This is a genomic window from Paraburkholderia suaedae (assembly GCF_040812055.1).
Lineage (GTDB): Bacteria > Pseudomonadota > Gammaproteobacteria > Burkholderiales > Burkholderiaceae > Paraburkholderia.
On sequence record NZ_JBFOAH010000011.1, the window covers coordinates 110,758 to 125,144 of the forward strand.

The 14,387-nt window shown below is 63.5% G+C and carries 17 protein-coding genes, 1 tRNA gene and 1 pseudogene; 11 read left to right on the top strand and 8 right to left on the bottom strand.

Annotation, left to right across the window (positions count from 1 at the left end; genetic code table 11):
• Window positions 1-8: 8 nt before the first annotated feature.
• Both ABQJ48_RS17110 and ABQJ48_RS17115 read right to left on the bottom strand, forming a co-directional pair.
• Window positions 9-779, bottom strand: a complete 771-nt coding sequence (locus tag ABQJ48_RS17110; protein ID WP_367839188.1) for an amino acid ABC transporter ATP-binding protein — start codon at window positions 777-779, stop codon at window positions 9-11.
• A complete protein-coding gene (locus ABQJ48_RS17115) occupies window positions 770-1,789 on the bottom strand; it encodes an asparaginase (protein ID WP_367839189.1) in 1,020 nt (339 codons plus the stop codon). The genes ABQJ48_RS17110 and ABQJ48_RS17115 overlap by 10 nt, the downstream gene beginning before the upstream one ends.
• Before the next feature lie 105 nt (window positions 1,790-1,894).
• Here ABQJ48_RS17115 and ABQJ48_RS17120 point away from each other — a divergent pair.
• Window positions 1,895-2,871 (top strand): annotated as a pseudogene (locus ABQJ48_RS17120) (LysR family transcriptional regulator).
• Between the two features lie 56 nt (window positions 2,872-2,927).
• Here ABQJ48_RS17120 and ABQJ48_RS17125 read toward each other — a convergent pair.
• Entirely contained in the window at window positions 2,928-3,671 is a 744-nt protein-coding gene (locus ABQJ48_RS17125) for a hypothetical protein (RefSeq protein ID WP_367839190.1), read from the bottom strand.
• Between the two features lie 604 nt (window positions 3,672-4,275).
• On the opposite strand from ABQJ48_RS17125, the gene ABQJ48_RS17130 reads away from it, so the two are divergent.
• A complete protein-coding gene (locus ABQJ48_RS17130) occupies window positions 4,276-5,307 on the top strand; it encodes an SGNH/GDSL hydrolase family protein (protein ID WP_367839191.1) in 1,032 nt (343 codons plus the stop codon).
• A gap of 47 nt (window positions 5,308-5,354) precedes the next feature.
• On the opposite strand, the gene ABQJ48_RS17135 is transcribed toward ABQJ48_RS17130, so the two are convergent.
• The gene (locus ABQJ48_RS17135; protein ID WP_367839192.1) at window positions 5,355-5,795 is read right to left on the bottom strand and encodes a YciI family protein; all 441 of its coding nucleotides are present in this window, start codon (window positions 5,793-5,795) and stop codon (window positions 5,355-5,357) included.
• A 399-nt stretch (window positions 5,796-6,194) separates the two neighbouring features.
• Between ABQJ48_RS17135 and ABQJ48_RS17140 the strand changes: the two genes are divergently transcribed.
• The gene (locus ABQJ48_RS17140) at window positions 6,195-6,464 is read left to right on the top strand and encodes a hypothetical protein (protein ID WP_367839193.1); all 270 of its coding nucleotides are present in this window, start codon (window positions 6,195-6,197) and stop codon (window positions 6,462-6,464) included.
• A 311-nt stretch (window positions 6,465-6,775) separates the two neighbouring features.
• On the opposite strand, the gene ABQJ48_RS17145 is transcribed toward ABQJ48_RS17140, so the two are convergent.
• Both ABQJ48_RS17145 and ABQJ48_RS17150 read right to left on the bottom strand, forming a co-directional pair.
• Window positions 6,776-7,303, bottom strand: a complete 528-nt coding sequence (locus tag ABQJ48_RS17145) for a PRC-barrel domain-containing protein (protein WP_473094144.1) — start codon at window positions 7,301-7,303, stop codon at window positions 6,776-6,778.
• A 72-nt stretch (window positions 7,304-7,375) separates the two neighbouring features.
• Window positions 7,376-7,528, bottom strand: coding sequence for a hypothetical protein (locus ABQJ48_RS17150; protein ID WP_367839194.1), 153 nt, complete (start codon window positions 7,526-7,528; stop codon window positions 7,376-7,378).
• Between the two features lie 105 nt (window positions 7,529-7,633).
• On the opposite strand from ABQJ48_RS17150, the gene ABQJ48_RS17155 reads away from it, so the two are divergent.
• Complete coding sequence (locus tag ABQJ48_RS17155) at window positions 7,634-7,888, top strand: hypothetical protein (RefSeq protein WP_367839195.1); 255 nt, start codon at window positions 7,634-7,636, stop codon at window positions 7,886-7,888.
• Window positions 7,889-7,926: 38 nt separating this feature from the next.
• Here ABQJ48_RS17155 and ABQJ48_RS17160 read toward each other — a convergent pair whose 3' ends face one another.
• Window positions 7,927-8,385, bottom strand: a complete 459-nt coding sequence (locus ABQJ48_RS17160) for a zinc-finger-containing protein (protein WP_367839196.1) — start codon at window positions 8,383-8,385, stop codon at window positions 7,927-7,929.
• 947 nt (window positions 8,386-9,332) lie between these two features.
• On the opposite strand from ABQJ48_RS17160, the gene ABQJ48_RS17165 reads away from it, so the two are divergent.
• On the top strand, window positions 9,333-9,731 hold the full coding sequence (locus tag ABQJ48_RS17165) for an RT0821/Lpp0805 family surface protein (protein WP_367839197.1): 399 nt from the start codon (window positions 9,333-9,335) through the stop codon (window positions 9,729-9,731).
• Between the two features lie 29 nt (window positions 9,732-9,760).
• Here the strand turns inward: ABQJ48_RS17165 and ABQJ48_RS17170 are convergent, their stop codons facing one another.
• The gene (locus ABQJ48_RS17170; RefSeq protein WP_367839198.1) at window positions 9,761-10,111 is read right to left on the bottom strand and encodes a hypothetical protein; all 351 of its coding nucleotides are present in this window, start codon (window positions 10,109-10,111) and stop codon (window positions 9,761-9,763) included.
• Between the two features lie 147 nt (window positions 10,112-10,258).
• Here ABQJ48_RS17170 and ABQJ48_RS17175 point away from each other — a divergent pair, with 147 nt between their 5' ends.
• From ABQJ48_RS17175 to ABQJ48_RS17200, 6 genes are all read left to right on the top strand, one after another.
• Window positions 10,259-10,726, top strand: coding sequence for an Hsp20/alpha crystallin family protein (locus tag ABQJ48_RS17175; protein WP_367839199.1), 468 nt, complete (start codon window positions 10,259-10,261; stop codon window positions 10,724-10,726).
• A 24-nt stretch (window positions 10,727-10,750) separates the two neighbouring features.
• Window positions 10,751-11,158 carry an Hsp20/alpha crystallin family protein gene (locus tag ABQJ48_RS17180; protein ID WP_367839200.1) on the top strand — a complete coding sequence of 136 codons (408 nt, stop codon included), beginning with the start codon at window positions 10,751-10,753 and terminating at the stop codon, window positions 11,156-11,158.
• 188 nt (window positions 11,159-11,346) lie between these two features.
• On the top strand, window positions 11,347-11,916 hold the full coding sequence (locus tag ABQJ48_RS17185; RefSeq protein ID WP_367839201.1) for an Hsp20/alpha crystallin family protein: 570 nt from the start codon (window positions 11,347-11,349) through the stop codon (window positions 11,914-11,916).
• 47 nt (window positions 11,917-11,963) lie between these two features.
• A tRNA-Lys gene (locus ABQJ48_RS17190) sits at window positions 11,964-12,036 on the top strand.
• A 243-nt stretch (window positions 12,037-12,279) separates the two neighbouring features.
• Complete coding sequence (gene imuA / locus ABQJ48_RS17195) at window positions 12,280-12,987, top strand: translesion DNA synthesis-associated protein ImuA (RefSeq protein ID WP_367839202.1); 708 nt, start codon at window positions 12,280-12,282, stop codon at window positions 12,985-12,987.
• Complete coding sequence (locus ABQJ48_RS17200; RefSeq protein ID WP_367839203.1) at window positions 12,917-14,386, top strand: Y-family DNA polymerase; 1,470 nt, start codon at window positions 12,917-12,919, stop codon at window positions 14,384-14,386. Before imuA ends, ABQJ48_RS17200 begins: the two co-directional genes overlap by 71 nt.
• Window position 14,387: the final 1 nt, after the last annotated feature.

Genomic DNA, 14,387 nt, shown 5'->3' on the forward strand with positions numbered 1-14,387 from the left:
GGTAAAAGTCAGTGCTCCAGAATTCTGGAGAGAAAGTCGCGTGCGCGCTCCGATCGAGGGGCGCGGAAAAACGCTTGCGGCTCGGCAATTTCGACGATGCGCCCGCCGTCCATGAACACGATGCGGTCCGCCGCCTGGCGCGCAAAGCCCATCTCGTGCGTGACGACGACCATCGTCATGCCGCTTTGCGCGAGCTCGAGCATCACCGCCAGCACTTCGCTGACCATCTCGGGGTCGAGCGCCGAGGTCGGCTCGTCGAACAGCATGACCTTCGGCTTCATCGCCAGCGCGCGGGCGAGCGCGACCCGCTGCTGCTGGCCGCCCGACAGTTCGGCGGGCACCGCGTCGGCCTTGTGCGCGAGACCGACGCGCGCAAGCAGCCGGCGGGCCTGCGTCTCGGCCTCGGCGCGCGACTGGCGCAGCACTTTGCGCGGTCCCATCGCGACGTTCTGCAAGACCGTGCGGTGCGAAAACAGGTTGAACGACTGGAACACCATGCCGATCTGCGCGCGCATCCCCGCGAGCGCACGGCCTTCTTCCGGCAGGCGTTCGCCCGCAAGCCGGATTTCGCCGGCGTCGATCGTCTCCAGCCGGTTGATGCAGCGGCACAGCGTCGACTTGCCCGAGCCCGACGGCCCGATCACGACGACGACTTCACCCGGCGCGACGTCGAGATCGATGTCGAACAGTACTTGCTGCGCGCCGAACGACTTGTTCACGCCGCGCAGCGACACGAGCGGCGCGGCCGCGCTGAGGTGTGCGCCGTCGTTCATGCCCATGTGAGTTGCACCGTTGCCTTGAGTTGCCCGACCTCGATGCCGCGCACGTTACGCAGCAGCGGATCGGCCCATTTCGCGAGCGGCGCGCTCTGCACGTCGAGCGGCAGGCCGAGCTGCCGTAGCACCGCGATGGTGGTGGCGTAAACGGCGCTGAAGTCGCCGTCGGCCACCTTGACCGCGACGCCGACGCCGGTGCTGCGCACGCCGATGGTGTGCACGCCGTCGGCGCCGACTTTCGCGACCCAGTCGCCGCCCGACGCCTCGGCGAGCGCGAGATCGCAGCGGCCCGTGCCCGACACCATGCGCGGATGCGCCGCCATCGCCGCGAAGATGCGCGTGAGCGCCGCGTCGTTGCTCGCTCCCGCGCCGGATTCGCCGGTGGCGAGTTTCGCCCACATCATCGCGAGGCGTGACAGCGGCATGCCGATGTTCGGCGCGCTGCACCCGTCGATGCCATGCCACAGCTCGGACTCCGCGAGATCCGCAAGACGCGCGACCTCGCGGCTGATTTCCCGCTGCAGCGGGTGATCGCGCTCCAGGTAGCTCGCGCGCGCATAGCCGTGCATGCAGCAATAGCCGAGAAAGCCGGTGTGCTTGCCCGAACAGTTATGGTGACGCTGGTCGAACACGCTGCCGCGTGGGGGCAGATCGTTCTCGCCGTAGTGGTCCGGCATGTGCACGCCGCAGCGCAGGTCGGCTTCCGCCATGCCGATCTTCGCGAGCATCGCGGTGACCGTGTCGACGTGAATGTCCTCGCCGCCGTGGCTCGCGCAGGAGAGCGCTAGTTCGGCGTCGGTGAAGCCGAAATGGTCCGGGCCGCCGTCGCGCACGAACGGCAGCGCCTGAAACGGCTTGAGGGTGGAGCGCGAAAACACCCACGCGTGAGGATCGCCCGCGTGGGCCAGCAGCGCGCCGGAGGCGTCGACCACGGCCACCGATCCCCAATGGATGCGCTCGACGTGAGCGTTTCGGGTAGCGACGACGAGCGGGACGTGCGAAGGAAGGGTCATTGCGTTCTTTTCACGGTGGAACAGACAAGGCCGAGTTTAATTATTGCAAAATAAAGCACTTGGACGTAATTTAGAAAATGGTTTTGCACTGGACGCAACAAGCCCATGTCAACGACGAAGACTAAAGAAGTCGGCCTCGACCACCTTGGCGCGATGCGCGCGCTGCTACGGATCGTCGAACTGGGCAGTTTTTCGGCTGCGGCGCGTGAGCTGAAGGTCGCGACGTCGACGATCGCGCGCAAGATCACCGCACTCGAGGACATGCTGGGCGTGCCGCTGCTGCACCGCTCGACTCACCATGTCGCGCTGACCGAGGCGGGCGCGCTGTATCACGCGCGGGCCGTGTCGATGATCGCGGATCTGGACGACACGCTGCGGGTGGTCGCGGAGCTGGATTCGGCGCCCAGCGGGCCGTTGAGGCTGACCGCACCGGTTGCGTTCGGGCGCCGTTACCTGGCGCCCCTGATTGCGCCGTTTCTGGATCTATACCCGGCCGTGCAGCTCGATCTGCGTCTGACCGACAACCACAACGACATGGTGATGGGCGGCTTCGACCTGGACATCCACGAGGGCGAGAATTACCTGGACAACCTGATCGTCCAGCCGATCTCGCGCAACGACAGCATTCTGTGCGCGGCCCCGCATACTTCGCACGACGCGGGCGGCCGAACACGCCCGCCGAGCTCGCGCAGCACAACTGCTTGCGCTATCTGCATCCGGAGGGCGATTTGCGCTGGCATCTGTCGGATGGAACGACGGTGCAGTCCGTGCTGCCGTCGGGCAACCTGCAGTCGGATCATTCAGAACTGCTGCTGGAGACGACGCGGGCCGGACTCGGGATCGCCGAGTTCGAGATCTGGCTGATTCGCGACCTGCTGGTGAGCGGCGAGCTCGAAGTTGCGCTGCCGCGATACCGGCTCGAAAACGCGCTGACGGGGCGGCAGATTTACATGGCCTATCTGCCGAACCGGCGCTTCTCGGCCAAGGTTCGCGCGCTGCGCGAGTTCATGGCCGAGCGGCTGAAAGGGATCGGCGAATTGCCGGATCGCAGCTTGCTGCCGGCTTGGGGGGACGCGAGCTGATGCTTGACGTACAGCACTCTGAGATGTCAACGCGCGAGCGTCGCAGCGCTCGCGGGCTATCGGTACACACCATCGACGATGCGCTCGCGCCGCAGCCTCGCACTCAGGCCCAGGGAATAGCCCGGATCATAGTAATGAATCAGCAGAGTACGGCGCTGCCCGGTTTCGACATCGAGATTCGCATGTTGTAGCGCAAATCCGTTGAATTCGTAGACGCTGCCCGGATGCACCGGGATGCGCAAGCAGTTGCCGCGATGCAGGTCGTGCAGCGTCAGCCATTTACGCCATTTGAACGGCAGACTGCGCTGCAGACCGTGACGCGCCTTGCATATCATGTTGCCCAGCGTGGAGACCGACAGACGGGGCCGCCGATACATGACCAGGTCGCCGTTGCACACGCCATCCGGCGCGAGCTGCAACGGAATCAGCAAGGTCAGCAGGTGGGAATCGTAATGGCGGCAATGACTCTCCGCGAGCGTTGCGCTGCTCGCAAACCGCAGCACGTGAAACGGTTCCAAAGGCAACCCGGTTTGCCCGGTCCTCGCGGCGGCCGCTCGTGCATTAGCACAGATGGTTGCCTCGAGCCGCCGAAAGGCATCGTCACGACGTAGCATCGCGGCCACCATGGCGCCCGACTGGGAACGTTGCGGCACGTTACCGAACGAATGATCGATGGCCTTGTTGATCTCGGCGATCGTTTCGGCAGGAATCACGCTGTGAAAAGATTTGAGAGCGACCCCGTCGTCGATTCGAATGCGCTTTGCGACGCTATGACTCCGTTCGTCCGGCATGGCTTGCATAGTTGACGTCCTACAGTCTTCGAAACCTGATCGTCATGAAAACTATTCTTTTGCATTCCGACATGATGTGCGCAACCGAACAGATGACGACGATGGGTAGTAGCGACCTGTACTGTGCGGTTTCTTGCAGATGGCGGAAACCCTGTCGCAACGCGGCATTTGCGGCTCTGAGTTGTGGCTCTGAATTCGAAGATCCGGCATCACATTGTTTGGAAGATCGTTTAAATGTCTGGATTGAAACTTCTAATGTATTCGACCTTGGTACTTTGGCACTTTTGATCAGACGACGTTGTCGACCCCACCGAGTCTCGTTTTGAAAATGAGCTCGTCGCGCCGCCCACTTAGTTCTGACAAGTTAGTACCTGCCGGTATGACGCGCTGCAAAGTTTTCGTCATTCATCGCTGTTCGCACACAGTTTCAATTTCCGCCGCAGCGTCGCACCCATTCGACTGAACGATCCGCACGACGCCGGACGTAAGGGGTAGTCGGCACTGCGCGCGAGGGCGCACGCTTTTTGCGTCATTGGGATGCTTATCGCGATAGCGCGGCCGGGCGAACCTCGTCACATGGCTGAAGCGCCCGACCGTTCAGGCAGGAGGAATGATGCGAGGAATCAACGACCAGGCACGTGCTGCAGTTTTTGCCATCACGATCTCACTGCTTGCGGCATGCGGCGGAGGGCACGGCAGTGGTACGAGCAGCGCGAGCAGTAGCGGCAGCCCCTTGCCTGCGGGCGGCGTCCATCTGCAAATCGTCTCGTTCGGCGACAGCCTGTCGGACGTCGGGACTTACCAGCCGATCGCCAACGCGGTTGGCGGCGGACGGTTCACGACGAATCCCGGCCAGGTGTGGACCCAGAATGTCGCGCAATACTACGGCGATACGCTCAGCGCGGCTTACACGATCGACGTCACACACAAGCTCAGTGCGCAAAGTGGCCTCGGCTACGCGGAAGGTGGCGCGACGGTGGCGACGCCGGCGAACCAGAGCGCCTTCCTGACCAGCGTGATCGGCAACATCGAGATGCCCGTCAATCAGCAGATTTCCAGCTATTTGAGCGCCCACCAGAGCTTCAATGCGAATCAGCTGGTGCTCGTATGGGCCGGGGCGAACGATGTGCTCAGGGCCGGCCAATTGCCGGCCGCCGCCCAGCCTGTCCAGACGGCGGCGATCACGCTGGCCCAGCTCGTCGGGCAGATCGTGCAGAACGGCGCCGCTCATGTGGTTGTGGTGAATCTGCCGAACGTCGGATTGTCACCCAGCGGCATCGCGTCGTCCGACGGCGGGGCCAACCTGACACAGCTTTCCCAACTCTTCAACGGCACGCTCAATGGCGCGTTGCAGAGCGATGGGCTGCAAGGCAAGGTGATCCAGATCGACGCCTACACATGGCTGAACCAGATCATCGCGAACTTCCGGGCCAATGGCTTTACCGTGTCGAACACCGGCGTTGCCTGCGATCCGAAGAAAACGCCCGACCAGACAGCACTGCTGTGCTCGCCGGCAACTTACATTGCGCCCAACGCTGACCAGACCTACATGTTTGCCGACGACCTGCATCCGACGACGCGTCTGCACGCGTTATTCGCCCAATTCGTGGAGCATCAGATTGCCAGCGCCGGTCTGGGGCATTAAACGCAAATGCGCGACGACCCCCGGACCGTGCTGTCGCGCGTTGCTGATCAACTACGCGCTGTACCCTGATTGGTTTCGATCTGCTGCCGCAGCTGTTGTTCGCGCTCCTGAAGCTCGGGCGTGAACGCTTCGCCAAAATCCGCAGCCTCGAAGAACGGGCGGATTTCGATTTCGGAGTCGCTGACCATCGGATTCGGGCAGCGGCGTACCCATTCGACCGCTTCGTCCATAGATTGCACTTGCCAGATCCAGTAGCCGGCGAGGAGTTCTTTGGTTTCGGCGAACGGGCCGTCGACGACCGTGCGTTCCTTGCCGGAAAATTTCACGCGCACGCCGTTCACGCTCGGTTTCAGTCCGTCGCCGCTGAGCATGATGCCCGCCTTGACCAGTTCTTCGTTGTATCGGCCCATCGCCTCGATGAGTTCCGTGCTGGGCATTTGACCCGCTTCCGATTCCGGGGACGCCTTGACCATGACCATCACGCGCATTGGTTTTCTCCAGTCAAAAGATGGGTTTCGGATCGTGTCGAAAGAGATTCGACGCCTTCATCAGCACGACGAACGGGGCGCAGCAAAATCGACATCTCCAAGGTGTCATGCGGTCGGAATTTTATAGGCGTTAGCAACGCCCGCATAGGCGTGACCGAATGGGGTCGAAATTTATGGGGCCTTCTTAAGACTCAAAGACGCTCGACGAAGAAGCGACGGGTGCTGAACATCGGGCCCGTTAGCGCCGCATCGCCGCTTGGTCGGCGCATCTTCCGGATGGGCAGCCGGGCGGCGGCATAGCGCTTGCTCGCTTGCCCGTCGCCGCGCGCCCCGAAACTGTCTGGCCAGGGCGTCGGTATTTCCTTCAATGCTAGCTGGCCAGAACTTCCCGGAGTCGTGATGAAACAAAACGCTATCTTTTGTGTGGTGGGCGCATTCGCCATGTTTTCTTCCAGTGCGTTTGCGCAAGGCAATCAGCCAAGTTCTTCCCAGAGCCTCAATGCAGGGGACAATGTGCAGACAGCGCCCGCACATAAAGCCACGCACGATCGCAAAATGAAATCCGGCAAGTCGTCGGCCGGCGCCGCCGGGCCCGCGACGCAGCCGGGTGGCACGCCCACGCCAAGCGGTCCCAATGCGCCGGTGAGCGCGAGCGGCTCCGGACAATAACCGGTGGCGGGCATGTGTGCCTGACGCGGTGCGCGCGCCGTCTCGCGTCTGAACGCAGGAACGTCGCGCGCGGAGCAATGCCATGCGCTAAGAGAAAAGCGCCGAACGCGACCCGGGCGTGACAACGTGCCGGTGCCAATCGCCCTCAGGCCAGCCCTCCATGCCGCGAACGGCGATCAACGCACGCCGGGTCATCCGGCGTTCAGCGAACGGCCGCAGCGCAAGCGCCGGCGGCTCAGGTCGGTCGTCGGGACCGGCCTCGCGACTCCCGACGCCAGGGCGGCGCTCGCGAGGCCGGGTTCACCTCGTTTCTAGATATCCCTCATCGGATCGACGCGGATGTCGGGATCGCTTTCGACGCCGCCGCGCGTCGCGCTCCAGTACGGCTCGCGCTCGTAGAACTGGTGGACCGAGGTGCCCCACTGCGGATCCGCCATCGACGGCCAATGGTCCTTGTCGAACCCCGGCGCGCTTTTCACGCGTTCTGCGGTTGCATCGAGATGGAAGCATTTTTCGTCGGTATCGAGCGTCAGGGCGCTCCACGGGATGGCGTGCAAGGTGCCGCCCATGCCGAGAAAGCCACCCGCCTTCAGAACGGCATAAGCGATCCGGCCGCCCCGCACGTCGAGCATGATGTCCGAGATATTGCCGAGGTCCTCCCCATCGGACGACAGCACCTTGTTGCCGTCGAGGCTTGCAGCCGCCATGACGTCCGGACCTGGGCCTTCGCCCACACCGGAGCCGGCAATACGCGCGCCCGCGGAACCGGACTGCGCTCCGGTCATCGGGGCATTCTGGGCAAGCGGGTCAACGGGATCGACTGGGTCGAGCGGGTCCATGATGTGTCTCCGTGATCATGATTGGACGTTCTAACCCGCAAGCATTGTGCCCGGGACGGTGCGTTCGATCGCTCATGCGTAGACGGTCCTGCGCGCTGGCGCGCGGTCGGTTTCGAATCCGCTGGGCGCGCCCTCGGTGAAGGGGCCGGGCTCGCCCGCGAAGCCGATCTCACGCACCTGGGCGGCGATGTAAGCCATACCGGCAAGGTCTGCCAGGCTTTTCATGACAGGCAGCCCAAAGGCCGTGAGCGATCCGCGAGAATCCTCTCCTCCGTCTCTGGCGCGGCATTTGCGCGCAAAGGTATCCCAGGTTCATCGTTGCAAGCCGCCATGAAAACTCGCTCGATCACCCATGTGCGCTGTCCATGCGGGCACCGCGGTTCGATTATTGAAAGCGTCGATGACGAAGCCGCGCCCAACGGTTGGCACTTCAGTTGTCTGCGTGACCTGAAGCACGAAGGCGACTATGAGGGACTCGATCCGCTATTCGCGGACACCATGCCAGCGTGTCCGGCCTGCGGACGATCTCTGGGCCCGGAACATGTCGTTGAGCGTGGCGAGCTGACGGCCGCCATGCCGGATTAGCCGTACCAGGCTGCGCATCGAATCGTGCCGAGCCCTGATCAGGACTGCGCGTTCTCTGGCGCAGCGCGGCGCGCTGCCAGGAAAGCATCCACGTAGCGCAGTGCCTGCTCGCATTGATCGAGCGTGAGGAGATGAACGGAGCCCGGCAGCGGATCGAACCCGAGTTCGGTTGCTACCCAGCGGATCGCCTTGGCACGCGCCTCGAACGGGTTGACGTTGTCGCGGCGCACCTTGCCCGCGACCAGCGGTTCGAGGGCGTCGTGCAGGCGGCTCTTCGCTTCGCGAAGCTGTGCATTCGCCAGTCGTCCGAGCGGCACATTGCGCGTGCTGCGCGAATGCACGCCAATCCAGGCCTGACAGGATGTGCAGATCCACACCGGCCCATGATCTTCGCGATACGGGTACGACGCTTCGCCACTGCGGGCGAGCAGCGCGCGCGCGCCGCAGTAGTCGCACAGCGGTTGCGGTAACGCCTTTACAGGTTTGCCAACGCGCATCAGGGCGCCTCCGGGGAAAGTGCAGGGAACCGCATAACATAGCTTGGATCGGCGGTACGCTTGTGGAATATGCGATTTTAGCGGCGTTGGGTTGGAATGCCCTTGAAGCCGGGCGGGGCGCGAGCTACGCCGCCCCGTTGGAGCAATTGATCGCGGCGAGGCGTGCGGTTCGGCCGGGGCACGATTCAAGTCATCAGACGTTACGTCGGTCGATAACTCCAGTGCAACGACTCCTAGCTACGGCCATCCATTGGCGACGGTTTGAATATCTTCCTTTCGGACCGAAATGCGGCCGACCTCGCCGCGCCCCGCACGCGCTAACCGCCGCCCACTGCCGGTCCGGAAGGCGCGGCCGGGGAGTTGGCGAGCGCGGCGGGGTGCACGCGGGCATTGCTGTTAGCCCACGAATGACATCCGGCTATGCGGCTTCATCTTGCTGGTTCTGCGGGCCTTGTCTTTGGCGGGGTAGGCAATGGGCCTGCCTTGCGCAATGCCATCGGGGACAACCAGCCTGCCAGCGCGGCGCGAAGCAAGTACTTTGTCAGTCTACTTGTCGCGACCGCTTGCGTGAGCGCACGCCAGTGGAAACCGCCGGCTTCGTGTTCGGACGGCGTTGAGCTGAAAGCGGCAGGGGTCGTCGGGATCCTGGCAGGATGGAGCGCTGCGCTACACCGCGTGTGCGCAGCAATGGCAGTTTCGCTGCCAGCATTGGGCCCAGCCATGCGGCGCGCAATCGGACCAAGGTCGTATTTGCAATACGGCGCATCTTCGGCCGAAACTGTATCTGTACGGCAGGGCCGCGTATCGTTTCGATTGGTTCGGATAACTGTCTTTTTCGAAAATCGCGAACGAATTCCAGTCGGATCAGGGCATCGCCGATGGCCCTGACGTGTGCCACGGGCCACCACATACCGTGTGGCCGAACCCGTTATCGACGGAGATGATCCATGCAAGCCCAGTTCCGCGTGACCGTACACCTGTTCCCGCACTGCATCGTGGGCGCTGCGCTGCTGGTGGGCGCGACGCTCGGCCATGCGGCGAACCTGAATTTCCTGCGCGATACGCCGATCAGCTACATGAAGGACGGTGACCGCAAGGCACTGAACGAGGCAGCACAGGTGGCGCTCGAAACGAAGAAGGATGGCGAATCGCTGCAATGGAGCAATGCGGGCACAGGCAACTCGGTCTCGATCACCGGCACGGTGACGCCGCAGTCGACGACCAAGGAGGGGGATAAAACCTGTCGGACTGCCACGCTGGTCGCGATTGCCAAAGGCCAGACGCAAACCTGGACGCCGACTGTCTGCAAGGTGGGCAGCGGACCCTGGAAGATCCTCAAGCAATGACAGCGATCGTGACAGATGCCTGGTGGCGCTTACGCTGCATGTGCATGTATCGTGACGGCGAAGTCCTGCATCGAGCTGCCGCAACGCGCTTCGAACCACCCAGCGTTCGGGATGAAGGTCGTATTGTCCGCTGTGCGCAGATCGGAGAATTCTTCCGGTGAAAACTGGCAGCCATGCCTCAAGGCGAGCCGCTCCAATGAACCGGCAAGCTCAATCGATTGCCGCCTAGCCCGACCCCGGACCAGAACAAAGCCATATCGCAAGGCAAAAAGCCCGCCCGCTGCAACCCGCGTGGCGCTGCGGCAATGCACTGCAATAAAAGATTCTGGCAGGCCATTTCCAGGCCCCTGACTTCGCCCGCCGCCCCTTGAAATTTCCACAGCAAGTCCTATCTTTGGTTTCGCTCAGGCAGACGCGCCCGCGGTATCGGGCGCGCTGTGTGCTTCGATTTGTTTGCCAACAGCTGGCGGGCGAACTGCAGCGCGTAGGCCCGTTCGCCTCCATGCTCCATTTGCGAGGATACGACCATGAGTGATCTCTATTCCGGAACCGACCTGTTCAGCGAATTCGACCGTCTGCAGCGCGAGATGGCGAGTCTGTTCGGCGGCTTTCCGTCCAGCATCCGCGCCGGCCGCCTCGGCGCCTTTCCGCAAATCAACATTGGCGCCACCGACGACTCCATCGAGATCGTCGCGTTCGCGCCCGGCATCAACCCCGCTGAACTCGAAGTCTCGATCGACAAAGGGTTGCTGACGATTGCCGGCGAGCGCAAGCCAGCGCGGCCCGAGGGCAGCGCCGGCAGCGGCGGCGAGCAGGCCTCCGACGACCTGCGCACCTACGCCCAGGAGCGCTTTGCCGGGTCGTTTCGCCGCGTGATCGAACTGCCGCAGAACGCCGACGCCGACAAGGTGCAGGCGCGCTACACCAACGGCTGCCTGTCGATTACCGTCGGCAAGCGCGAGGCATCGAAGCCCCGGGCCATCACCGTCCAGTAACGTCCGTTATTCGAGGAGCAAACCATGAACGACAAGACTCGGGTTGCCGAGCGCGACCAGGAAGCGGTAGCACGACGCGAGGGCGGCCGGCCGGCACGGCGGACGACGCTCACGCCGGCAGTCGACATCTTCGAGGACAGCCAGGGCATCACGCTGTGGGCGGACCTGCCAGGCGTCACCAAGGACAAGCTCGACGTGAAGGTGCACGACGGCAATCTTTATATCGAGGCCGAAGCGGTCGTGCCAACCCCCGCCGGTCTGCGGCTGCAGCACGCCGAAATCCGTGAACCGCGTTTCGCCCGTGCGTTCTCGCTGAGCCCCGACTTCGACACATCGAAGATCGACGCCAATCTGCAGGACGGCGTGCTGAAACTGACGATTCCGCGGCGCGATGAAGCAAGGCCGCGACGGATCGAGGTGCAGACCAGCTGAGCCGAAAGCCGGCGCTGCGCGACGCGCCGCCGCTCGCTGTCAGGTTGCCTGCGAAGGGGGGATTCGCGGGTGCTGACGCGAGGTGACGGCGGCTGCTCGCGGGGCAGTCTGGCACGTCGGCGCAACTGCGTCGCCTGAGTGCGATGAAGGACTTCCGGTTCTCCTGCCAGCTCATCGAGGAGGAAACGATGAACACCGAGCCGAAAAAGTGGAACCTTTTCAAATTTCTCCGCGGTTCAGGGCGCAAAGCCGATTCCGACTCGGACAGTGCGCAAAGTTCGCCGGCCAGTGAATCGGGACGTGTTTCATGGCCTGACCTTCCGCGTCTTTTCTCTCGCGATCCGTGGCGTGCCATGGAAGACTTTTTTCACGATCCGTTTGCAGCGCGCGGCACGCTGGAGCGATGGTTTGGCGACTTCAGCTCATCGCGTTTCCAGCCGCGGATCGACGTGGTCGACGAGGGGAAGATACTGCGCGTGACCGTCGAACTGCCAGGCATGGAAAAGGACGATCTGAAGATCACCGTCGAGGATGGCGCGCTGATGTTGCGCGGCGAGAAAAAACAGGATGTGCATAGCGAGGAAGACGGCTGCTACCGGCTCGAGCGGGCCTATGGAGCGTTCACGCGCACGATCCCGATGCCGGAATATGCCGATGCGGAGCACGCTCTCGCTAAGTTCGACAAGGGCGTGCTGACGTTGAGCGTGCCGAAGCAGGAGCCGCCGCGCGCTGTGAGCCGCACGATCGATATCGGGTGACGTGGATCGAGGCCGCGCGCTTGCGGGGTGAATCAGAGGAGTAGCTCGGGTCGTTAGCTCAGCCGGTAGAGCAGCGGACTTTTAATCCGTCGGTCACTGGTTCGAATCCAGTACGGCCCATTTCCCGCGCGCCTGGCGCGCGCGTGGCCCGTTTTGCGCAACGGACATCCATGGCACGTCGGCGCTGGCGGGTTGTCCGCCACGCCGATCTGTTGCTGTGCGAACGTCCGTGGAAGTTCAGACGCGCGCATCCTGATCCAGCCTTCGACCAGCCTTCGACCAGCCTCCCATTAAAAGTGTCAGTTCGCTGTCTCAAAATTGAGTGTAGGATACTGTATAAATATACAGGTTTTGAGCAGCCCCATGTCCACCGCTACCGTTCCGGCTGAAGAGATACACCCGTCCCTGTGGCGGGCGTCCCAGCTCGCCCGGGGTCGTGGGCAAGTCGTTGAGACGGGCTACCCGGCGCTATCCGCCGAATTGCCGGGCGGCGGCTGGCCGCTCGGCGCGCTCGTGGACCTGCTGGTGCAGCAGGCGGGCGTCGGGGAGTTGCGGCTACTGCAACCCGCGCTGAGCGCCGCCGGAAACCGGCCGATCGCTTTCGTGCAGCCGCCGCACACGCCAGACGGGCTCGGTCTGAGCTACATCGGCCTTGCCATCGAACAGGTGCTGCGCATCGATGCGCAGAAGACCGCTGATGCCCTGTGGTCGGCGGAGCAAATTCTGCGCGCGGGCAGTTGCAGCGCACTGGTTTTCTGGGCGCAGTACGCGAAATCGTCGTCGCTCAGGCGCCTGCACCTTGCTGCGCAGTCTTCCAGGACGCTGTTCGTGATGGTGAGGCCGCTCGCCGCCGCGCAGCATTCGTCGCCTGCACTGCTGCGCTTGGCGTTGCGGCCTTCACCGGACGGCCTGAGCGTCGACATCGTGAAACGACGAGGGCCCGCTCGCGCCGAGCCCCTCTCGATTCCCCTTCAACCTACTCCTGTTCTGCTTTCCCGACATGCGCGTCTTTCTCGCCGTCCACTTGCCGAAGTTGCCGCTCGAAGTCTTCCGACCGAAGTGGTCGCCTGAGCCGTCTCACGGGAGTGTCGTGCTTGAGAAAGACCAGGTGATCATCGCCGATGGCGTCGCCAGAGCCGCCGGAATACGTCTGGGCATGAAGCGCGGCGGCGTGCTCACGCTGTCGCCCGAGACGGCAATGCACGAACGGGACATGGGGCGGGAGGAAGCCGCGCAGCGGGAGGTCGGCGTGGCCTTGATGCGCTTCTCACCCGAAGTCGCGCTGCTCGATGAGGCGACTGTCGTCGTCGAAGTCGGCGCAAGCTTGCGTCTGTTCGGTGGACTGCTCGCGTTGTGCCGGGAGGCGAAAGCCGTGCTCGCGACGCTCGGGCTCAGCGCGCGCATCAGCGCGGCGCCGACCGGACAGGGTGCATGGCTCCTGGCGAAATACGGCAACCGGCGCGTGCTCAAGCTCGCTTCGCTCGAACAGCGGTTGTCCGCGCTGCCGATGGACGCCATGCCGGAAATCCGCCGCTTCGCCGACTGGTTCTCCGGTCTTGGCTGCGAGACCATTGCCGACGTCAGACGCCTGCCGCGTGCGGGCTTGCAGCGCCGCTGCGGCGAGCATCTGCTCGATTCGCTCGACCGCGCATTCGGCACCGCGCCCGAACTCTTCGACTGGCTTGAATTGCCGCCGACGTTCTCTGCGCGCATCGAAATGCCTGATCGGCTCGAACACGCAGACGGTGCCGTGTTCGGCGCGCATCGGCTCATCGTGCAGCTTTGCGGCTGGCTTTGCGCGAAGCAACTGGCGCTCACGGCGTTCAGGCTCCTGCTGGAGCACGAGCGGGGACGCGACGCCATCGAACCGACCACCATCGACATCGCGCTGGGCGAGCCGACATGGCGGGAAGAACATCTCGTCCGGCTACTCAAGGAGCGGCTGCATCGTATCGAATTGAGCGCACCGGTGCTGGCGCTTCGTCTTGAAGCGTCGAAGGTGGAGTCCGCCGCGCCGGCATCGGATACGCTTTTTCCCGAGCCCGGCGGCTCCAAAGAAGATCATGCACGCCTGCTCGAACTGCTCGTCGCGCGGCTCGGCGAAGAGCATGTCCTGCGACCTGCGCCGAGCGCGGACCACCGGCCTGAAATCGCCAACCGCTGGGTGCCGGTGACCCAGCAGGTAAGGCTTCAGGAACTGCCGCAAGGGCTGCCAAGGCCGACATGGATGCTGGACAATCCGGTGCGCCTGTTGATGCGCCAGCATCGTCCGTTCTACGGCTCGCCGCTGCGCATGGTCTCGCCGGGCGAGCGGATCGAGAGCGGCTGGTTCGATGGCGAGCTGGTCACGCGCGACTACTTCGTCGCCCAGGCGGACGACCAGAGCTGCTACTGGATTTATCGCGAGCGCGTGAGCAGCCGTGACGCGGAAGAAGAGCCGCGCTGGTTTCTACATGGCCTGTTTGGATGAA